The sequence below is a fragment of the Vibrio sp. J383 genome, assembly GCF_023503985.1.
Lineage (GTDB): Bacteria > Pseudomonadota > Gammaproteobacteria > Enterobacterales > Vibrionaceae > Vibrio > Vibrio splendidus.
Window position 1 is genome coordinate 3,591,112 of the sequence record NZ_CP097293.1, and the last position, 21,840, is coordinate 3,612,951.

16 protein-coding genes are annotated in these 21,840 nt (G+C 45.9%); 8 read left to right on the forward strand and 8 right to left on the reverse strand.

Going from position 1 to position 21,840, the window contains the following annotated elements; all coding sequences use genetic code 11:
• The first annotated feature begins 76 nt into the window (after window positions 1–76).
• Window positions 77–2,638, forward strand: a complete 2,562-nt coding sequence (locus M4S28_RS16300) for a penicillin-binding protein 1A (RefSeq protein WP_249632105.1) — start codon at window positions 77–79, stop codon at window positions 2,636–2,638.
• A gap of 112 nt (window positions 2,639–2,750) precedes the next feature.
• On the opposite strand, the gene oxyR is transcribed toward M4S28_RS16300, so the two are convergent.
• Window positions 2,751–3,644 (reverse strand): DNA-binding transcriptional regulator OxyR, encoded by an 894-nt coding sequence (gene oxyR, locus M4S28_RS16305; RefSeq protein ID WP_017080198.1) that lies wholly within the window; start codon window positions 3,642–3,644, stop codon window positions 2,751–2,753.
• Here oxyR and M4S28_RS16310 point away from each other — a divergent pair.
• From M4S28_RS16310 to M4S28_RS16320, 3 genes are all read left to right on the forward strand, one after another.
• Complete coding sequence (locus tag M4S28_RS16310) at window positions 3,643–3,822, forward strand: hypothetical protein (RefSeq protein WP_017080197.1); 180 nt, start codon at window positions 3,643–3,645, stop codon at window positions 3,820–3,822. The two genes, oxyR and M4S28_RS16310, sit on opposite strands and share 2 nt — an antisense overlap.
• A 43-nt stretch (window positions 3,823–3,865) precedes the next feature.
• Window positions 3,866–4,594 carry a glutathione peroxidase gene (locus M4S28_RS16315; protein WP_017073712.1) on the forward strand — a complete coding sequence of 243 codons (729 nt, stop codon included), beginning with the start codon at window positions 3,866–3,868 and terminating at the stop codon, window positions 4,592–4,594.
• A 324-nt stretch (window positions 4,595–4,918) separates the two neighbouring features.
• Window positions 4,919–6,385 (forward strand): dihydrolipoyl dehydrogenase, encoded by a 1,467-nt coding sequence (locus M4S28_RS16320; RefSeq protein ID WP_249632106.1) that lies wholly within the window; start codon window positions 4,919–4,921, stop codon window positions 6,383–6,385.
• A gap of 329 nt (window positions 6,386–6,714) precedes the next feature.
• Here M4S28_RS16320 and M4S28_RS16325 read toward each other — a convergent pair whose 3' ends face one another.
• On the reverse strand, window positions 6,715–7,062 hold the full coding sequence (locus tag M4S28_RS16325; RefSeq protein WP_076656781.1) for a RidA family protein: 348 nt from the start codon (window positions 7,060–7,062) through the stop codon (window positions 6,715–6,717).
• An 86-nt stretch (window positions 7,063–7,148) separates the two neighbouring features.
• Here M4S28_RS16325 and M4S28_RS16330 point away from each other — a divergent pair, with 86 nt between their 5' ends.
• Complete coding sequence (locus M4S28_RS16330) at window positions 7,149–7,397, forward strand: DUF3624 domain-containing protein (protein ID WP_249632107.1); 249 nt, start codon at window positions 7,149–7,151, stop codon at window positions 7,395–7,397.
• A 254-nt stretch (window positions 7,398–7,651) separates the two neighbouring features.
• Here the strand turns inward: M4S28_RS16330 and argH are convergent, their stop codons facing one another.
• From argH to argC, 4 genes are all read right to left on the reverse strand, one after another.
• Window positions 7,652–9,526 carry an argininosuccinate lyase gene (gene argH / locus M4S28_RS16335; RefSeq protein ID WP_102447462.1) on the reverse strand — a complete coding sequence of 625 codons (1,875 nt, stop codon included), beginning with the start codon at window positions 9,524–9,526 and terminating at the stop codon, window positions 7,652–7,654.
• Window positions 9,527–9,873: 347 nt separating this feature from the next.
• On the reverse strand, window positions 9,874–11,085 hold the full coding sequence (locus M4S28_RS16340; protein WP_009848894.1) for an argininosuccinate synthase: 1,212 nt from the start codon (window positions 11,083–11,085) through the stop codon (window positions 9,874–9,876).
• Window positions 11,086–11,198: 113 nt separating this feature from the next.
• Complete coding sequence (gene argB / locus M4S28_RS16345) at window positions 11,199–11,987, reverse strand: acetylglutamate kinase (protein ID WP_004729678.1); 789 nt, start codon at window positions 11,985–11,987, stop codon at window positions 11,199–11,201.
• Window positions 11,988–11,999: 12 nt separating this feature from the next.
• The gene (gene argC, locus M4S28_RS16350) at window positions 12,000–13,004 is read right to left on the reverse strand and encodes an N-acetyl-gamma-glutamyl-phosphate reductase (protein ID WP_004729679.1); all 1,005 of its coding nucleotides are present in this window, start codon (window positions 13,002–13,004) and stop codon (window positions 12,000–12,002) included.
• A gap of 153 nt (window positions 13,005–13,157) precedes the next feature.
• Between argC and argE the strand changes: the two genes are divergently transcribed.
• The 3 genes from argE to M4S28_RS16365 all read left to right on the forward strand — a co-directional run bounded on the left by argE (window position 13,158) and on the right by M4S28_RS16365 (window position 18,095).
• Window positions 13,158–14,294 (forward strand): acetylornithine deacetylase, encoded by a 1,137-nt coding sequence (gene argE, locus M4S28_RS16355; RefSeq protein ID WP_004729680.1) that lies wholly within the window; start codon window positions 13,158–13,160, stop codon window positions 14,292–14,294.
• 251 nt (window positions 14,295–14,545) lie between these two features.
• Window positions 14,546–17,182, forward strand: coding sequence for a phosphoenolpyruvate carboxylase (gene ppc, locus M4S28_RS16360; RefSeq protein ID WP_017077604.1), 2,637 nt, complete (start codon window positions 14,546–14,548; stop codon window positions 17,180–17,182).
• 373 nt (window positions 17,183–17,555) lie between these two features.
• Window positions 17,556–18,095 carry a PadR family transcriptional regulator gene (locus M4S28_RS16365; protein ID WP_004729682.1) on the forward strand — a complete coding sequence of 180 codons (540 nt, stop codon included), beginning with the start codon at window positions 17,556–17,558 and terminating at the stop codon, window positions 18,093–18,095.
• Window positions 18,096–18,210: 115 nt separating this feature from the next.
• On the opposite strand, the gene metF is transcribed toward M4S28_RS16365, so the two are convergent.
• Window positions 18,211–19,110, reverse strand: coding sequence for a methylenetetrahydrofolate reductase (metF, locus tag M4S28_RS16370; RefSeq protein ID WP_029224094.1), 900 nt, complete (start codon window positions 19,108–19,110; stop codon window positions 18,211–18,213).
• Between the two features lie 317 nt (window positions 19,111–19,427).
• Window positions 19,428–21,839, reverse strand: coding sequence for a bifunctional aspartate kinase/homoserine dehydrogenase II (locus M4S28_RS16375; RefSeq protein WP_249632108.1), 2,412 nt, complete (start codon window positions 21,837–21,839; stop codon window positions 19,428–19,430).
• Between the last annotated feature and the right edge of the window lies 1 nt (window position 21,840).

The window sequence follows — 21,840 nt, forward strand, 5'->3', positions numbered from 1 at the left end:
TAAACGAAAGCTAAGTTTTTAGCCTAGAGTACAAGGGTTTGCTGCTTATCAGCCTTAACTAATCAGGGATTATCCGGTGAAGTTCATAAAGCGATTATTCATATTTACATTGATTTGCATGATTCTTGGAGTCAGTACAATTTTTGGGTTTTATTATTACGTAAAACCAGAGTTGCCTGATGTTGCCACTTTGCGTGACGTGAAGCTCCAAACGCCAATGCAAGTCTTCAGCCAAGACGGTAAGTTGATCTCTCAATTTGGCGAAAAGCGTCGTAACCCAGTGACTTATGACGAGATTCCTCGCCACTTAGTTGAAGCTCTGATTGCCACCGAAGATAGCCGTTTTTACGAACACCCAGGTATTGATCCAATCGGTATCACCCGTGCAGCGCTCGTCGTTGCAATGTCGGGTTCAGCCAAACAAGGGGCGAGTACCATTACTCAGCAGCTTGCGCGTAACTTCTTCTTATCTAATGAGAAAAAGATAATGCGCAAGATCAAAGAGATCTTCATTGCGATCCATATCGAGCAACTGCTTAGCAAAGAAGAGATCATGGAGCTTTATGTAAATAAGATCTTCCTTGGTCACCGCTCGTACGGTTTTGGCGCGGCAGCGCGTGTTTATTTCGGTAAAGATCTCCCTGAGCTTACCCTTAGTGAAATTGCTACGCTGGCGGGTATGCCAAAAGCACCGTCCACGATGAACCCTATCTATTCGATTGAGCGCGCGACTCACCGTCGTAACGTGGTATTACGTCGTATGTTAGACGAGAAATACATCACTCAAGCAGAGTTCGATGAAGCTCGTAGCGAAACATTGATATCGAAATACCACGGTGCAGAGATTGAACTGAGCGCGCCGTATGTTGCTGAAGTAGCACGTGCGTGGATGGTTGAACGCTATGGCGAAGCTGCTTATACATCAGGCATGAAGGTTTACACGACCGTTGATTCGAAACTGCAAAAAGCAGCGAACCAAGCGGCGATTAAGAACCTACTTGGCTACGATGAGCGTCACGGCTACCGTGGTGCAGAAAAAGTATTGTGGCAGACGGCTCAATCAGCTTGGGATCAGGAACAAATCGTTAAACACCTTAAGTCTCAACCAACCTATGGTGACTTAGTCCCTGCTGTTATTACCGCGGTTGATTCAAAAAGCGCTCAAGTTTGGGTTAAAAACCAAGGCGAAGGCACTATTGAGTGGCAAGGCATGAACTGGGCACGTAAATTCCTAACGGATAATCGCCAAGGACCAGCACCCTCTCAAGCGAAAGAGATTCTTGCTGTTGGTGAGCAAGTTTGGGTTCGCCATGAAGCAATTACAGGAGACGAAGTATCTGAAGAACCGACAGAAGAGTCAGCAGAGGCGAAGTCAGAAACACCTGTTGAATGGCGACTAAGTCAAGTACCCAATGCGAATACTGCTTTTGTTGCAATGAACCCGAACAACGGCGCAGTATTGTCGATGGTGGGTGGCTTTAACTTTGTTCACAACAAATTCAACCGTGCGACGCAATCTATTCGTCAGGTGGGTTCTGGTATCAAACCATTTATCTACTCAGCGGCAATTGATAAAGGCTTAACGTTAGCATCACTGATCAACGATGCGCCTATTAATCAATGGGATAAGAGCCAAGGTACCGCATGGCGACCAAAGAACTCACCACCGACCTACGTGGGTCCTACGCGTTTACGTATTGGCTTAGCTCAATCTAAAAACGTAATGGCTGTACGTGTGCTGCGTGAAGTTGGCTTAGATGATACTCGTAACTACCTAACTCGTTTTGGTTTTGATATTGACGAAGTACCTCGCTCTGAAACCATTGCTCTAGGTGCGGGTAGCTTAACGCCAATGAAGGTAGCTCAAGGTTACTCAGTATTCGCTAATGGCGGCTACTACGTTGAACCTTTCTACATCAGCCGTATTGAAACGCCATTTGGTGAGACTGAATTCGAAGCGACACCAAAAGTGGTTTGTAAGGACAATTGCGATCATAAGGTTGCCACAGACCCAATGGCCGATGAGTTTGCGGAGCAAGACGTTGATGCCAAAGTACAATACGCACCTCAAGTTATCTCTGAACAGAACGCATTCCTTGTTCGTGAAATGATGTACAGCAACATCTGGGGCGGCGGTGACTGGAGTGCTGGCACAGGTTGGAATGGTACAGGTTGGCGAGCGCAGCCGTTGAAGCGTCGTGACATTGGCGGTAAAACCGGTACAACCAATGACTCGAAAGATACATGGTACAGCGGCTACGGCCCTGGCATGGTGGCAACGGTATGGGTTGGTTTTGATAACCACAACCGTAACCTAGGTCGAACTAAAGCGAACTCTAACCTTGGCAAGAGCCAGATTACCGGTGCCGAAGCGGGCGCTAAAACGGCAGAGCCTGCATGGGTTGACTTCATGGGTACAGCGTTAGCGGGCGTTCCTGCACAACGTAAAGAGATTCCGGAGAACATCGTTCGTGTTCGTATCGACCGTGAAACTGGCTTACTGACTAACAAGTTCGATAGCTCATCGATGTTCGAGTACTTCGAGAAAGGCACAGAGCCAACTGAGTACATCACTGAACGTTTCAATGATGACATCTACTCAACGTCATCAGGCGAAGCAGTAGAAGAGCTATTCTAGCTAGGGTTTGTTGAACCTAGTAAGATGAACCAACAAAAAAGGGTTGATATGAATTCATATCAACCCTTTTTTTATATCTACATCTGAACGAACTCAACTCTAAACTCGAGTGCTAAGCCGTTTTTTCCAATTGAGTTCGGATAGCCTCAGCCAGTTGCTCAAAACGCCCCTTTAGCGGAGAGCCCGGTCGGTAGGCAACAACAATGCGACGTGAAGGTGTTGGATTCACCGCTGGCACGTAACACACGCCATCTTTCTGCTTTTCCTTTGGGACCGATAACTGAGGTAACAAGGTAATGCCCGCCCCTGCCGCTACCATGTTACGCAGCGTTTCTAAGCTGGTCGCTTTAAAGCGTTCATCATCTTTTGCACCCGCAGCAAAACAGAAGCCCAAGGCTTGGTCTCGTAAGCAGTGACCATCGCCCAGTGCAAGTACGGTTTGTCCATTTAACTGCAGCATATCGACAGCGTCCTGCTGTGCCCATTCATGGTCACACGGTACGGCAACGCTTAATGGTTCGTCATAGACATCAATCTCTTTGAACGCCGCCGTTTCATCTACCGCAGCCAGCACCAAGCAATCAAGCTTGCCATCTTCTAACTGGCTCACTAACTGATGTGTCTGCGCTTCGTGCAGGTAAAGCTCAAGATCGGGGAAACTCTCTTTTAGATAAGGTATGATCTTAGGCAAAATGTACGGGCCAACGGTCGGGATAAAACCAATATGCATCGGCCCCGTCATCGCTTCACCGTGTCCACTTGCCATATCTTTAAACGTCTTTACCTCGTTGAGAATGCGCTTGGCTTGCTCAACAAGTTGTAAACCTGATTCTGTAAATATTACCTTCCTTGGGCTACGCTCGGTTAATTGAAGTCCAATTTCATCTTCCAGTTTGCGTATCTGACCGCTCAATGTCGGCTGACTTACAAAGCACGCTTCTGCTGCTTTTCGAAAATGTTTGTGCTCAGCGAGCGCCACCAAGTATTCAAAGTCACGAATGTTCATGCTCAGTCTCTTACCTCAGGTTTTAATAAGAACAAGGGTTTTAATAGAAACATTTAAAAGAAAAATGCTCTTGATAGAATTTACCTATCAAAACCATAACATCAAACGATTAGAGCTATCAAAGGATTTATCTAATAATGGGCTCAACGAAACGAAACAGAGCAAAGAAAAACGTTAAGCTCTGATAGAACAAAATTAAAATACTATTTAAGGAAATCAATATGTTTGCATCTAAAGAAGGTCAATCAATCCCTCAAGTAACATTCCCAACTCGCCAAGGTGATGCATGGGTTAACGTAACGACGGAAGAGCTATTCAAAGACAAGACAGTTATCGTATTCAGCCTGCCAGGTGCGTTTACACCAACATGTTCTTCAAGCCACCTACCTCGTTACAACGAGCTGCACTCTGTATTCAAAGAAAACGGCGTTGATGACATCCTTTGTGTTTCTGTAAACGACACGTTCGTAATGAACGCATGGAAAGCAGACCAAGAAGCTGAAAAAATCACATTCATCCCAGATGGCAACGGCGACTTCACAGACGGCATGGGTATGCTAGTTGAGAAAAACGACATCGGCTTTGGCAAACGTTCATGGCGCTACAGCATGCTGGTTAAAAACGGCGTGGTAGAAAAAATGTTCATCGAAGAAGACGTACCAGGCGACCCGTTCAAGGTTTCTGATGCTGATACTATGCTTAACTACCTTGCTCCTGAACACAAAGAGCAAGAGTCAATCACAGTATTCACTAAGCCAGGCTGTCCTTTCTGTATGAAAGCGAAACAAAACCTAATCGACAAAGGTCTAAACTACGAAGAAGTGGTTCTAGGTAAAGACGCAACAACAGTAAGCCTACGTGCAATCTCTGGTCGCACTACCGTTCCTCAAGTATTCATCGGTGGCAAACACATCGGTGGTAGCGAAGAACTAGAAGCTTTCCTAGGTTAATCACTTAGTCGCTAATAAACGCTTAGTAATTAAATAACCTAAGTAATTAAATAGCTTAGTAATACCAGCTAACCCACCCTCTTGTGGGTTAGCGATTCCAAACCACTCTTATCTGAGCTTTGGAAAAAGAGACAGCTTCTGACTCGCCAATTTTTAACTAACCTATAGTTAGTAACAAGAAGCAGTTAGTAACAAAAAGCTGAATCACAAGCTAAACCTAATAAAACAGAATCACAAAACTGAACCGCAATCCTGACTCTCAAAAAATCACCAGAGTTGGAGGGGTTCGTTCACACTAAATTTAGCCATTGCGAGAAAATTATTATGAAACAAGTCAATGTAGATGTAGCAGTTATCGGGGGCGGTACGGCAGGTCTAGGTTCTTACCGCGCTGCAAAAGCACACACTGACAGTGTCGTGATGATTGAAGGCGGCCCTTACGGTACAACCTGTGCTCGTGTTGGTTGTATGCCATCTAAACTGCTTATTGCAGCTGCAGAAAGTGTACATCACATCGAGAAAGCTCCGGCTTTTGGCGTTCACCCACAAGGTGATATCGTGATTAACGGCCGTGAAGTGATGGACCGAGTGAAATTTGAACGTGACCGTTTTGTTGGTTTTGTTTTAGAAGGTGTTGATGAAATCCCAGAGCAAGACAAGATCTCTGGCTACGCAAAGTTCTTAGACGACAACACGCTACAAATCGATGACCACACGGTTGTCACCGCTAAGCGTATTGTTATCGCGACCGGCTCTCGCCCTGCATACCCTGCAGTTTGGAATGAACTTGGTGACCGCCTAATCATTAACGATGACGTGTTCAGCTGGGATGATTTACCAGAGTCGGTTGCAGTATTTGGTCCGGGCGTTATTGGCCTAGAGCTTGGTCAGTCACTGCATCGCTTAAGTGTAAAGACCAAGCTGTTCGGTTTGGGTGGTCAAGTGGGCCCAGTGACCGACCCAGAAATCATGGCGTATGCAGATAAAGCCTTCAATGAAGAGTTCTACCTAGATGCTGACGTAAAAATCGAAAGCATGAAGCGCATTACCACTGAATCAGGTGAAGATCGCGTCGAAATCCAGTTCATCAATAAGCAAGGTGAACTAGAAACCAACATCGTTGAGTATGTGCTGGCAGCAACAGGCCGTCGTCCTAACACTGATAAGCTTGGCCTAGAGAATACCTCTCTAGAACTTGATGAACGTGGTGTGCCAATCGCCGACCACTACACGCTACAAACATCGTTACCATCAGTCTTTATTGCTGGTGACGCAAGTAACCAACTGCCTCTGCTACATGAAGCAGCTGATCAAGCACGTATTGCGGGGGATAACGCAGGTCGCTTCCCAGAGATTCGTGCAGGCTTACGCCGCTCTAAAATCTCTGCGGTATTCTCTGACCCACAAATCGCGATGGTTGGTGAAACATACAAAGAGATCATAACCCGCTTAGGCACATGTGGTTGTTTCGCAACCGGTGAAGTGTCTTTCGAGAACCAAGGTCGTTCACGAGTGATGCTACGCAACAAAGGTATTCTGCACGTTTACGGCGAGCAAGGTACAGGCCGTTTCCTTGGTGCCGAGATGATGGGACCAAACGCAGAACATTTGGCTCACTTACTCGCATGGGCACACCAGAAAAAGATGACGGTTTCTGAAATGTTGGATATGCCATTTTACCACCCAGTAATTGAAGAAGGTGTACGAACAGCGCTACGTGACCTGAATGCGAAACTGCACCTTGGTCCAGAGATGGTGAAACACTGTCTAGATTGTGGCCCTGGTTGTTAATCTCAGGTCGTTGAAAAACTAGCAGTTTGGTCTATCAACAAAGACTAGATACTAAAAAGGAAAGCCATTGGCTTTCCTTTTTGTTTTTGGCCACGAGCAAACTATAGATTCCCGATTACGCTCCTTCGTCGCTAACGGGAATGACGTAACTTTTAACGCACATCTGAGCCGAAGCCAATCAGTGTGATGGTCGTTTTAAAAACGCATCTAAGCTGAAGCAGACCAAAGTGACGCATCAGCTAAACCAAAACTTAACCGTCATTCCAGAACCGAGGGACGAGGTATCTGGAATCTCTTGAAGCCATTGCTTGTCGCTAAAGGCTTAGCGATTACTTCTCAGCAGCAATCACAGAGATCTCAACAAGTAGCGCTTCACGAGCCATGTCGCCAGTCACACATGCGCGAGCTGGAGCGTGGCCTTCAGGTACCCATGCATCCCATACTGCGTTCATTTCTTGGAAGTCTTTCATGTCTTTCAAGTAAATCGTTGCTGACAGCATGTGCTCTTTGTCGCTGCCTGCTTGTTCAAGTAGCACTTCTACTTTATCTAGCATTGTCTGTGTTTGTTCTGTGATGTCTTTGGTTGCATCAGCACACACTTGGCCACATAGGTAGATTGTACCGTTGTGTTTAACAATACGGCTCATGCGTTGCTTCGTTTCTTGGCGCTCAATCATCGATCTTCTCTCTCTATGTCACCGTGATCCAATATCTTGTGACGTGGTATTATCAGGCAACAAGCATAACGCGAATTAAGCCTAAGATGACATGTGTTCATTGCAATAAAAATGAAAAAATCTTCAACAAACTCGGTCGCTGCCAACGTTGCATGAACCAGCTAATGGTGTTGTCGCTAGTAAGTTGGGGAGCATGGTGGTTATTTTTCAGAGAAGACCCGAAAACCATTAATGCCATCGTCTTGAGGATGGCCGCGTTGGCATTCAGTAGTTTGCTGTCACTACATTGGATAATGAAATTTGTGGTGCTGCCTTTAAGGAAGAAGAAGCGCTAGCTGAGAGACTTTATTAGATAAACGATAATGGCTAGATGTTCGATTCAATGACCCGATAGTGCTTCGATTTAACGACCTATCCTCATTTCCCAAACAGCAGATAGAAAAAAGCCCCAGAACCAATCGATTCTAGGGCTTTCTTAGAAAATTCTAAGAAAAAGCAGTGGTACTTTAATAGACCGGACTTTTCTTAATTTGTTCCCAAAAAAGATCAATTTTTTGATCTTTTTTTTAGGGACTATAAAATCAATGCTTTATGCAACATTAACCTTAGCGATGATCTGCTCTACCAAGTTCACTTCCAAGGCCACTTCATCACACGCATGTTGACGAGGACACTGGTCACAATCTTTCAGCACCTTCTCTGGCAGCAGAGATTTTGATGTCGGTAAGAAGTCATGCTTCATAAAGAACTCTGGAGTACGAGTCAGTACAAACACCTTCTTAATGGCCATTTGTCGTGCTTTATCAACTAAGTGCTGCACAATCGCGGTACCCTGCCCTTGACCTTGCCACCCAGCCTCAACACCGAGCGAGCGAATTTCCGCTAAACCAGAGTCATACACATAGAGTGATGCACAACCTGTCACCTCACCATGATGTTCTGCGACAGCAAACGAGCCAATATCACGCACCAGTTCATTACGAGAACGAGGTAGGTTTTCACCCATGTTCGCCCAGTAGGCCACCATGCCTTCCAACGCTTCAATATCCGTCAGACGAGCAGGACGAACCTTCACGATGGAAGTGTCACGCTGTGATAAACGCTTCTCAGCTTGGTCAACCGCGAAAGCCACTTGCTGTGGTGATACACCGCCTAGCGCGCTACGTTTTTCAAGACACGATTCAATGGTCAGGATGTCATACACATCCTCTTCAATCACCTCAGAGAACTCTTTCATCTCTGCGATGGTTAACTCTTCTAATGCACAACCTTTAGCAATCGCCGCCACTACCGTCACACCAACAATATGGTGAGCTTCACGGAAAGGAATGCCTTTCGCTACTAGGTAATCAGCCAGTTCGGTTGAGTTCGCGTAGCCTTGTTTCGCTGCTTCAAGTGTACGTTCGCCATTCACTTTAATGCCGTCAAAACAAAGAGCAGCCATCTCCATACAATCATTCCAAGTGTCTAAAGCGTCGAACAGACCTTCTTTATCTTCTTGCATATCTTTGTTGTACGCCAAAGGCAGGGCTTTCACTGTCATCATCATTGCGGCTAATGAACCATAAACACGGCCAGTTTTGCCACGGATAAGTTCGAGCGCATCAGGGTTTTTCTTCTGTGGCATCAGAGATGAACCTGACGTCACGGTATCCGCTAACTCGATGAAGTTCGATTCACCTGAGTTGTAGAAAATCATATCTTCTGCAAGACGTGAAAGGTGAAGCATTGAAATAGAAGCGATCGACATCAGCTCCATCACATGATCACGGTCAGAAACTGAATCTAGAGAGTTGCGCGTTGCACGACGGAAACCTAAGTTGTGAGCTAACTCTTCACGGTCCATCGGGTAAGCGGTTCCTGCAAGGGCACCAGAACCCAGCGGACATGTATCTAGACGCTTAATCGCATCATTCAAACGTGAGTAATCACGCTCAAGCATTTCAACGTAAGCCAAGCACCAGTGAGCAAAAGTTACCGGCTGAGCACGCTGCAAGTGAGTGTAGCCAGGAAGCACGGTTTCTTGATGCTGAGAAGCGACATTCACCATTTGGCTTTGCAGACGATCAAGCGCTAACAGCAGCTGATTACCTTGTTGACGACACCAAAGTTTAAGGTCAGTCGCTACTTGGTCATTACGAGAACGGCCAGTGTGAAGTTTTTTGCCCAAATCACCGACTTTACCGATAAGTTGTTGCTCAACCCAGCTGTGAATATCTTCTGCATCAGAACGTAAGATCTGTTCAGGATCTTCCATCACTTCAAGTTTTAGCTCGTTCAGTGCAAGCTCTAGTCTTTGCTGTTCTTCTTCTGTTAGAACGTTGACCGATTGTAGAGCCTTTGACCAGGCAATAGAGCCCACAATGTCTTGCTCAGCCAATCGGTAATCAAAACGAAGAGAATCGTTAAAATCTTTGAACCGGGTGTCTGCTGCTTGGGTAAATCTACCGCCCCATAATGCCATTGTGTATCTCCTAATTGCACAGTGCTCACTGTTTTTGCAAATGATAATTCTGATTAAGATTCAGTATTTTTCTGATGGTTTAAACTTACGGCAATTCAAAATGAAAATAAAGTATTAATTCATTATTTTCACATATTTATTCACCAAGAGATCAATCCGTTGATTATTTTCAGCGTGGAGCGCGAATTATATGCCATTCGACAGTAAAAACCGAAGCTGATTTATGAAACAAACAGAAAGCAAAAAGCCCACTCACTAATCAATAGTAAATGGGCTTTGCATAATGATGTCTGTTTACTGGCCTTCAACCTTTCGCTAAAGGCTAGCTCACTAACTCATTGTTCGGATTACTTTTGGCTATTCAGAGCACGGATACGGCTTGATAGCGAGTAAAGACGGATGAAGCCTTCAGCGTGGCTTTGGTCGTAAACTTCATCTTCGCCAAAGGTTGCAAACTCTTCTGAGTACAGGCTGTTGTCAGAACGCTTCTGAGTCACCGTTGCATGGCCTTTGTAAAGTTTGATAACCACTTCACCATTCACGTCTTGTGCTAGCTCATCTGTTGCTGCAAGAATTGACTTACATAGCGGAGTGAACCAACGGCCATCGTATACAAGGTGAGAAGCTTTAACACCCAACTCTTCACGGAATTCAAATGCCGCTTTATCAAGAACCAATTGCTCTACTGCACGTAGTGCTTCCATCATGATTGTGCCACCTGGAGTTTCGTAACAACCACGAGACTTCATACCAACAAGACGGTTCTCTACGATATCGATACGACCAACACCGTGTTTAGCACCCTTCTCGTTTAGGTAAACCAGCGCGTTGTATGGCGTCATTGTTTCGCCATCAACCGCTACCACTTCACCTTTTTCAACTTTAAGCGTCACTGTTTCAGATTCGTTTGGCGCTTGCTCCGGGTCTACAGTCCAAGCCCAGCAATCTTCATCAGGTGCGTTCCATGTGTTTTCTAGAACACCACCTTCTGTAGAGATATGCCATGCGTTTGCATCACGCGAGTAAATCTTGGTAAGAGAAGCCGTACAAGGGATGTTACGCTCAGCTAGGTAGTCTAGACACTCTTCACGGCTCACTAGATCCCATTCACGCCAAGGTGCAATTACGTGTAGGTCTGGTGCTAGTGCAGCAAATGCACCTTCAAAACGAACTTGGTCATTACCCTTACCTGTACAACCGTGGCATAGTGCGTCTGCACCTACTTTACGTGCAACTTCAACCTGAGCTTTCGCAATGATTGGACGAGCCATTGAAGTACCTAACAAGTATTTACCTTCGTAGTAAGCACCTGTTTTAAGCGTTGGGTAGATGTAATCTGCCACCATCTCTTCTTTAAGGTCAGCGATGTAACACTCAGACGCACCAGACGCTTTTGCTTTCTCTTCGATTCCAATCAGCTCTTCATCGCCTTGGCCTACATCAGCAACAAATGCGATAACTTCGCAGTCATAGTTCTCTTTCAACCATGGGATGATTACTGATGTGTCTAGACCGCCAGAGTAGGCTACTACAACTTTCTTTACGTTAACTTTGCTCATTTTCTTTCTCCTAGTTTCCATACTGCACATGGCGGTCAGCGTTGGAAATCACTTTAATAATTATATATTTAATTTATTTATCTAAATTCTTTAGTAGTAACTCGTAGTGAGGTCTACTGAGGTAAAAACTGTGTTCCTATGCTCTTACCTGCAAAAAGTTGTGTCAGCTTGTCTGGGTATCGCCAGGTTGCAACTTCAATTGGTCGTCCTAGGTCATTAGCCGCTTCTAGTGCAGCTTGTACTTTCACGATCATGCCATCGGTAATCACTTTACCTTTAATAAGGTCATCGGCTTGTTGCTGATTAAGGCTTGGAATCAGGTGGCCTTTACCATCTAACACACCACTGACATCAGAAAGCAGTACCAGTTCAGCATCAAGCGCGCCTGCAACAGCAACTGCAGCTTGGTCTGCATTAACGTTCATCAGTTGGCCTTGCTCAGTCAAACCAATCGAGCTAATGATTGGCAGTGCGCCAGCATTAAGAATCGCTTGCAGGACGGTTGAGTCGCCCGGCTCCGCTTTACCTACTGCACCTAATTCAGGGTTCAGCTCGCTGACTTTACATAGACCACCATCAGCTAGGCTCAAACCAACGGCGTTGATGCCGTCTTTAATCGCCTGACCTTGAAGCAATTTGTTGGCCGTGCCCGCTAGCGCACCAGCGATCAAAGGAATCTGATCATAAGGAGTAACACGTAGCCCTTCTTTCTTAACGGTTTCAAGGTTCAACTTATTCATCAAATCATCAACAAGGTAACCACCGCCGTGAACAATCACGATTGGTCGCTGTGCCTGCTGTTGGTAAGCTGAAATCGCACCAAATAACTTGCTAAGTGTTTCACCACAAGATAGCGCAGCGCCACCTAACTTTATGATTAATGGTTGATTATTAAGGCTCATATCTAGATTTCCTTACACTAACGCAGTTAATGGCGCAAAACCATAACGTAAATTTAAACACTGCATCGCTTGACTAGATGCACCCTTTAATAAGTTATCAATCGCTGAAACAACGATGATGTGCTGACCTTGTACCTTCCAACCTAAATCGCAGAAAGGTGTTTGTTCTACATCTTGAATTCTTGGCAATGTCTCTTCGAGTAATCTCACAGCTGGTTTACCTTGATAAGCTTGCTCGAAGGCCTCTTGTATCTGTTGCTCTGTCACACCGTCAGCCAGTTTCATGGTAATGGTCGCTAAAATGCCACGCTTAAAGTTGCCTAGGTGCGGGGTGAAAATCACATCACATCCTAGGTGTGCAGCCATTTCAGGTTGATGACGGTGGTTGAATACACCATAAGCTTGCAGGCTTACTTCGCAGAAGCTGTTGACCATACTCGCCTTACGGCCGGCTCCAGTGACACCACTGGTCGCGTTAATCACCGGCCATTGATTCTCATCCAGTAACTTCGCTTCAACTAAAGGCTTAATCGCCAGCTGTGATGCCGTTGGGTAACAACCCGCGACAGCGACAAGTTGAGCCTCTTTGATTTCTTGCTCATTCCATTCAGCTAAACCGTAAGCCGCTTTGTCTAGCCATTGTTCGTGTTGATGTTCAAAACCGTAAAACTCTTGATAGAAGTTTTCGCCTTTAACTCTGAATGCACCCGATAGGTCGAACACTTGGCAATCGTTCTCAAGGAAGATTGGCGCTAGGTCGTGACTTACCTCGTGTGCAGTGGCTAAGAAAACCACATCAGACTGTTTAGCCACTTCTTCCGGATTTGTTAAAGGTTGCACTGGCATATCAATCAGGCCAGCTAACTTACCGTGCAGTGCAGCGATAGGTTTGCCTGCGTCTACACTATTGGCTGAGACATATAAACCTGATAGCGTGAGCTCAGGGTGTCTGTTTATCATTAGAGCCAGTTCTGCTCCTGTGTAGCCGCTTGCGCCAATGATCGTGGTTTTCAACATCTCAACACATCCATTCTTGAGGTAAGTTACATTTCAAATTTGACTATTCATACTTAATTTTTAGCTTTATTTGATTTCTTATGCATTAAATATGATTTAATATGTGTTTTACCGACTTATGGTTTTCCTGTCAATAGTAGAAGTGAAGTTATTATGCAATTACCGAGTTTTCTTGAGGTCTATAAAGGCCTAATTTCCACCGACTCCATTAGCTCAACCGATCCAAGCTGGGATCATGGCAACGAGAAAGTGATCGAAAAAATGGCTCAATGGTTTAAAGACGTAGGCTTTAGTGTTGAGGTGGTAGAGGTCGAACCCGGCAAGCATAATATGGTCGCAAAGATGGGTTCTGGCGAAGGGGGCTTATTGCTTGCAGGACACAGCGATACGGTGCCATTCGATGAAGGACGTTGGAATTTCGATCCTCACGCACTAACAGAACACAACAACCGCTTCTACGGATTAGGCACGGCCGATATGAAAGGCTTTTTCGCTTTCGTTTATGAAGCCGCGAAGAAGATGGATTGGAGCAAACAGACCAAGCCGCTCTACGTATTAGCAACCTGTGATGAAGAAACCACTATGTTGGGTGCACGTCATTTCACTGAAAATGCGCCATTTAAACCGGATTACTGCATCATTGGTGAACCAACTAGCCTAGTGCCGATTCGTGGTCATAAAGGCCATGTCGCTAATGCTGTTCGAGTAACGGGTAAGTCAGGCCACTCTTCTGATCCGGCATTAGGCGTCAACGCCATCGAGATCATGCATGAAGTGCTGTTTGCTTTAATGCAGCTGCGTGACAAGCTAGTCAAAGAGTATCATCACCCGGGTTTTGCAATTCCAAGCCCTACTCTAAACCTTGGTCATATTCACGGTGGCGACAGCGCTAACCGTATCTGTGGCTGCTGTGAACTGCACTATGACGTTCGTCCTTTGCCCGGTATTAGCTTAGATGGCTTAGATAACATGCTGCGCAGCGCACTTAAAGAAGTGGAAGCAAAATGGCCGGGCAGAATTGAGATTACTCCACTGCACGAACCTATTCCGGGTTACGAGTGTCAACACGATCACCCATTTATTGGTGGCATGGAATCAGTTTGTGAAATTGAATCGCAAACCGTGAACTACTGTACTGAAGCACCTTTCCTTCAAGAGTTATGTCCAACCTTGGTGTTAGGTCCAGGCTCAATTGACCAAGCTCACCAACCGGATGAGTTCTTAAGCTTCGATTTTATTGACCCAACAATTGATGTTCTGAGTAAATCGATCCGTAAATATTGTTTCTAGTTATTACTTCCCTTCCAATATTTTCGTATATAGGCCACCCAAAAAGGTGGCTTTTATTCTGTTATCCCTGACACAGCCTGATCTTGTAATTAAATTTCACTTTTTCTCTAAGTTTTGAAAAATTTACTTCTCCCGCATTTTTAAACCTAATAATTGCAAACTTAGAATGCTTTATTTGACTAGATACAGCACTTTTCGCTAGATTGTGTACTTAACAAGGAACAATGGATGTAATTTTTTTACGAGGCAGGATGACAATGAACGAGAAATACGCCGCTCTCAAGAGTAACGTAAGCATGCTGGGACGCTTGCTAGGTAACACAATCCAAGATGCACATGGTGACGTTATCTTAGAGAAAGTGGAGACTATCCGTAAACTTTCCAAATCCGCCCGCGCAGGCAACAAAGCTGACCGTGACAGCCTAGTTGAAGAAATCAAAAACCTGCCGAACGAACAACTCACTCCTGTTGCTCGTGCATTTAACCAATTTCTCAACCTCACCAACATGGCAGAGCAATACCACACCATCTCTCGCCACTGTGAGGAGCATGTTTGCGAACCAGACGTGCTGCAATCTCTATTTTCTAAACTAAATCAAAATGACATCAGCAAGCTAGACGCGGCTCAAGCCGTTCGCGACCTGAACATTGAACTCGTTTTGACCGCTCACCCAACAGAAATCACTCGTCGAACCATGATCAACAAGCTGGTTAAGATCAACGAGTGTCTGTCTAAATTAGAATTAAGCGACCTATCACACAAAGAACGCGTGAAAACCGAACGTCGCCTAGAGCAGCTTATCGCTCAAGGTTGGCACTCTGATGTGATTCGTCAGCAACGCCCTACACCACTTGATGAAGCTAAGTGGGGCTTTGCGGTTGTAGAAAACTCTCTATGGGAAGCCGTGCCTGATTTCCTACGTGATATGGATGGCCGACTAAAAGGTTACCTTGGTGAAGGCCTACCAATCGATGCGCGCCCAGTTCACTTCTCATCTTGGATGGGTGGCGACCGCGATGGTAACCCATTCGTAACGCACACCATCACCAAAGAAGTACTGCGCCTATCTCGCTGGAAAGCCGCTGATCTTTACCTAGGTGATGTGAACGAGCTGATTACCGAACTGTCGATGACGAAGTGTAATGATGCCGTTCGTGAATTGGCTGGCGATGAGCACGAAGCTTACCGTGCAATCCTTAAGAGCCTACGCACTCTGCTGAACAACACGCTAGAAGTGCTTGACGCAAAACTGCATGATGCTGAAGTACCGAAGAAAGAAACACTGCAGAACATCGACCAACTTTGGACACCACTTTACGCGTGTTACCAATCGCTGCACGAATGTGGCATGGGCGTAATCGCGGATGGTTCTCTGCTTGATACCCTACGTCGCCTAAAAGCATTCGGTGTGCATTTAGTTCGTCTCGATGTTCGTCAAGAAAGTACACGTCACTCAGATGTCCTATCTGAACTGACTCGCTACCTAGGCATTGGCGACTACGACCAGTGGAGCGAGCAAGACAAGATTGCTTTCTTAACCAATGAATTAAGCTCAAAACGCCCACTGCTACCGCGCGACTGGGAGCCATCTGAACAGGTCAAAGAGGTTTTAGACACCTGTAAGGTCGTTGCTGCTCAACCTCGCGAAGCCTTTGGTGCTTACGTAATTTCTATGGCTCGTACAGCATCGGATGTGCTGGCTGTTCACTTGCTGCTGCAAGAATGTGGTTGCCCGTACCGCATGGACGTATGTCCATTGTTCGAAACGCTGGACGACTTGAACAACTCAGAAGCTGTAATGAAACAGCTAATGAGCATCGATTTGTACCGTGGCTTTATCCAGAACCACCAAATGGTGATGATCGGATATTCTGACTCAGCAAAAGATGCTGGCGTAATGTCTGCAGGTTGGGCGCAATACGACGCAATGGACAAGCTGGTTAAGGTTTGTGAAGAAGAAGGCATTGAACTGACTCTATTCCACGGTCGTGGTGGTACAGTTGGTCGTGGTGGTGCTCCAGCGCATGCTGCACTTCTTTCTCAGCCACCTAAGAGCTTGAAAGGCGGCTTACGTGTAACAGAGCAAGGCGAAATGATCCGCTTTAAACTTGGCTTGCCAGATGTTGCCGTAAACAGTTTCAACCTATACGCAAGTGCGATTCTAGAAGCGAACCTTCTGCCGCCACCTGAGCCAAAGCAAGAGTGGCGCGACCTAATGGAAGTGCTTTCTCAAGTTTCTTGTGAGGCTTACCGCAACGTGGTTCGTGGCGAAGAGAAATTTGTACCTTACTTCCGTCAAGCGACACCAGAGCTAGAGCTCGGCAAACTGCCACTCGGTTCTCGCCCAGCAAAACGTAACCCGAACGGTGGCGTAGAAAGCTTACGTGCGATTCCATGGATCTTCTCTTGGAGCCAAAACCGTTTGGTACTTCCAGCATGGTTAGGTGCAGGTGAAGCAATCCAATACTCAGTCGATCAAGGCCATCAAGCGCTACTTGAAGAGATGTGTCGCGAATGGCCATTCTTCTCTACTCGTCTAGGTATGTTGGAAATGGTGTACTCGAAGTGCAACATGGAAATTGCGAAGTACTACGACCAACGCCTTGTTGATAAAGAACTGCTGCCGTTAGGTGAGTTACTGCGTGAACAGCTGCAAAAAGACATCAAAGCGGTACTAAATGTAGAGAACAACGAGAACCTGATGCAGAGTGACCCTTGGGGACTTGAGTCAATTCGTCTACGTAACATCTACGTTGAGCCACTAAACATGCTTCAAGCGGAACTGCTTTACCGTACTCGTAAGTGTGAAACACCACCAGCAGAGCTAGAAGAAGCACTAATGGTGACGATTGCAGGTATTGCAGCAGGTATGCGAAATACTGGTTAATTAGTAATTCCTACTATAACTTAATCAGCATTTACATCTAAAAAAAGAACAAAAGGTCGCCATGTGCGGCCTTTTTATTTCACCAGATAACCACTAGTAAGTATTTTGTCAGTTTTTCGGGTTATTTTGTCCATGTATTCTACTTTATGCTTATTATTTAGATATACTACTGCTCCGCTGCGGAAACACTCCAAAAAAATAATCTGCAGCAACTTGACCTATAAACTGGTCAACCTAGGTGATAAACGGCTTTGTAAGGTGACATAACCAACCGCCGAGTTGGTGCTACTTAGACATAACCAATATAACGTGCCATTAGAAGCACACTTGTTGTCTAAGTATTTGTTTACTGTTTACCATTTGGATTTCAGACATGTCATTACCACACGTAATTCTAACCGTTTTAAGTACACGCGATGCTACTGGTTACGATATCACAAAAGAATTCTCTTCAAGCATTGGTTACTTCTGGAAAGCTAGCCACCAACAAGTTTACCGCGAGCTAAATAAAATGGCTCAGAACGACCAGGTAACTTGCGTGCTTGAGCCTCAAGAAGGCAAACCTGATCGTAAAGTTTACTCTATCACTGACGCAGGCCGTGGCGCGCTAGGTGAATGGTTTGAACAACCAACTGCACACCCAACCGTTCGTGACGAGTTCTCAGCTAAGCTTATGGCTTGTGCTGTACAACCTGCTGACGCTTACCGTGTACAACTTGCTGAGCTAGTTGAAGAGTCTCGCAAACTGGTTTCTCACTACAAAGAAATCGAAGCGGCTTACTACGCAACGCCATCTACACTAGACAAGCAAGCACGCCTAGAGCGTTTAACGCTTCGTCGTAACCTACTTATCCGTGAAGCATGGATTGTATGGGCGGACGAAGTACTGCTTGAACTTGGTGCTCTTGCTTAAGTTAAGCTAGACGCTAGAAAAGCAAAAGGCTTGAACTCTTAGAGTCCAAGCCTTTTTTGTATCTATCGGATTTGAGATTTACAGCAAATAGCGCTTTAACAAGGCTGAAGCTTAATTACAGCGCAGCAACTTGTGGGCGAACACCTAGAGTATGGCAAAGTGCGTAGGTCATTTCTGCACGGTTTAGCGTGTAGAAGTGGAAGTCTTTCACACCTTCACGGCTCAGCGTACGAACCATATCGATCGCTTGGCTCGCACCGACTAACTGGCGAGTCGTTGGATCATCATCCAAGCCTTCGAATTGCTTCGCCATCCAGCCCGGTACTTTTACGTTATTCATCGCAGCGAAACGAGACGCTTGTTTGAAGTTAGAAACAGGTAAGATGCCCGGAACAATCTCAACATCAACACCAGCCGCCACACAACGGTCACGAAAACGTAGGTAGCTTTCTACATCGAAGAAGAACTGAGTGATGGCACGGTTAGCACCGGCATCCACTTTACGCTTTAGGTTAATTAGGTCAGATTGAGCGCTTTTTGCTTCAGGGTGAACCTCAGGGAATGCCGCTACTGAGATATCAAAATCGTGGCGAGATTTAAGCAGCTCGACTAAATCAGACGCGTACATCTCTGGCGCACCGCCGCCTGCTGGAATGTCACCACGCAACGCAACAATGCTTTCAATGCCATTTGCCCAGTAGTCGTCAGCAATTTGAATCAGCTCGTCGCGGCTCGCATCAATACATGTAAGGTGTGGTGCTGCCACTAGACCCGTTTGGTTCTTAATTTCTTTAATGATTGAGTGGGTACGGTCACGTTCACCCGAGTTTGCACCGTAAGTTACCGATACAAATTTTGGTTGAAGTGTTTTAAGGCGGTGAACAGAGTTCCACAAGGTCTCTTCCATCTTCTCACTGCTTGGTGGAAAAAACTCAAATGACACATTGATGTTGTCAGAAAGCTCAGCGATATTCTGATTTAAAGCGTCGATATGACTAGCGTGTGTGTATCCCATCTTACTCTCCCTGTGGCAAAAGCAACCACTAAAACTCAAATCCTTAAACGACGTTTAGACGTCTATATGTCTGTAGAATGTATTGAATACGATTTAATGTCAACAGATCCATTATGAATTTTTCTCAAGTAGATCGTGAGTAAAACTCAAGTCGTTAGATGGGTCGCAAAGCAGAAATAATGTAGAAAAAAGGCTGACAAACACATCGTGCTTTCAGCCTTATTTATCTTAGTGAATAGTATGCTATTTACGTACTAAAACAATTGATCTGGGTATCAACCCAATTGTTCTGAGTATTAAACCAACCGATCTGAAAATCAAAACAGGCTAGACATTCTGTTTAAGTCAGATTGAATTGCACCAGCAGTGACTTCACGCCCTGCACCTGGGCCGCGAATAACCAATGGATTATCTTTGTACCATTTGCTCTCAATCGCAAAGATATTATCGCAGGGCAGTAAGTTCGCCAGTGCGTGCTCTTTCGATAGTGCTTCAACGCCTACGGTTGCTTTACCATTCTTCTCCAAACGCGCTACGTAACGTAGAACCTTTTGTTGAGAGTGCGCTTTTTCCAAACGCTCAGCTAACTCTTCGCTCAGCACAGAAGCCTTATCAAAGAAATCATCCACCGATAGCTCTTGCAGCTCTGCAGGTACTAGCGATTCGACTTTGACGTTTTCAGGTTCGATATCCAAACCCGATTCACGTGCCAGAATCACCAGCTTACGCATGACGTCTGAGCCATCGAGATCAGCACGAGGATCCGGTTCCGTCAGGCCTTGTTGCCACGCTAAATCAACCAGTTCGCTGAATGGCACCGTGCCATCAAACTGTTGAAACAACCAAGATAAAGTGCCAGAGAAGATACCAGACAGCGCAATGATATCGTCACCGCTCTCACGCAGGTCTCGCACAGTGTGGTTGATAGGTAAACCAGCACCCACTGTCGCGTTGTACAGCCAGTGGCGGCTGATCTTAGCGAAAGCATCTTGTACCTGATGGTAATACTCGCTCGATGCAGATCCTGCCACCTTGTTAGCCGAGATCAGGTGGATACCTTGTTGTGCAATTTGCAGATACTTTGCTGCAAGCACAGGGCTTGCGGTGACATCGAGTACCACAGCTTCATCGTAACCCTGAATAGAACCTAAACGCTCTAGCCAGTCGTTACCATTGTTGGCAATCGCTTCATCATCAAAACGTTTACCAACTGAAGTCGCATCAATGCCTTGATCGTCGAACCAATAGGTTTGGCTATCAACCACCGCAACCAATTCAAAGTTCATCCCACGACGCTTTTCAAGTTCCGCTTTTTGCTCGGAAAACAGGCTTAACCAACTTGAGCCAATGTTGCCCTTACCACACAAGGCAATCGCAACACGCTTCTGAGCTTGGAACAGTTGAGAGTGAATGCCTTTCACTAGGCTTGATGTTTCACTCTTACGAATCACAGCCACCAAGCTTAAGCCTGAGTTCGCTTCTGAGATGAACTCAACCGGCGAGCTCTTGAGCTGCTGGTAGAAACCGTAGCAATGGTTCGGGTTCTTAGTCACACCCGCACCCACTGCAGCAATCAGAGAAAAACCTTCTTTCAGTTTAATCTCAGCTTCAATCGCGTGGTCTTGTAGATATTCTAATGCACCACCAGCGATCTCTTCCGTGTAAGCAAGGCGCAAGCAGTGTTGATCGGGTTCTAATTCATAAGCAAGCGGCTCTAATTGAGCACGCTTAAGCCCTTCAAGGACTTCACTCTCCAGACGGTCGAAATCATGGCCGTGACCAAAAGTCAGTTGCACGATAAGAACTTCATCCAAAGAGGTAATGATTTTTGCACCACGCCCCGATGCCAGTACTCGCTCTATCTGTGTAGAGCCCGCCTCCGGCTGGTAGCTGCAGCGCAAGCTGAGATCCATAGCACTTTGAGCGACAGGCTGTAGCGTTCGGCTGTGTAGCACTGGAGCCGCAAGACGAGCTAATTCACTGGCTTCATCAAGGCGAAGCAGAGGTAATAAACACGCATCCGAAACCAAACGAGGGTCCGCGCTGTATACGCCCGCCACATCACTCCAGATTGTCACGCGTTCAACTTCCGCCAGAGCACCAATCACGGTTGCTGAGTAATCCGAACCGTTACGACCAAGCAGTACCGTTTCGCCTTCGCAGTTCTGAGCCATAAAGCCAGTAATTACCACGCGGCAATGTGCATGCTGCGCCAAGGCTTCTTTAATCAGAGGATAAGAGCGTGCGCGGTCAACTTCAGGTTGAGCACCCGCTTCTGCACGTAAAAAGGCACGCGCATCTTGAGCAACCGCTTGTAAGTCATGCTGGCATAACAACGTCGCCAACAAACGTGAAGACCAAACCTCACCATGACCCAGTACTTGTGCTTTTTGTGCTTCACTCAAGGGAGCCGTTAGCTCACCCAAAGCGGTAAATTCTTGTTGGATGGTTGCCGTTAGTTGCGAGGCGGCTTCACCTTCAAGCAGAGCCTCAATCAGTTCAAGTTGAAACTGACGAAGGGTTTGCAGGCATTCATGAGCAATACGACCATCTTTGTCGAGCGCTTCGATAAACTCAATTAAGCGGTTGGTTGTTTTGCCTGCGGCCGATACCACTACCAAATCCGTCGCTGATGAATATTCTCTAAGAATGTTGACCACGCGTTGATAACATTCAGGGTTCGCTAAACTGCTGCCACCAAATTTATGTAGCTGGCGAAAGGTTGCCATT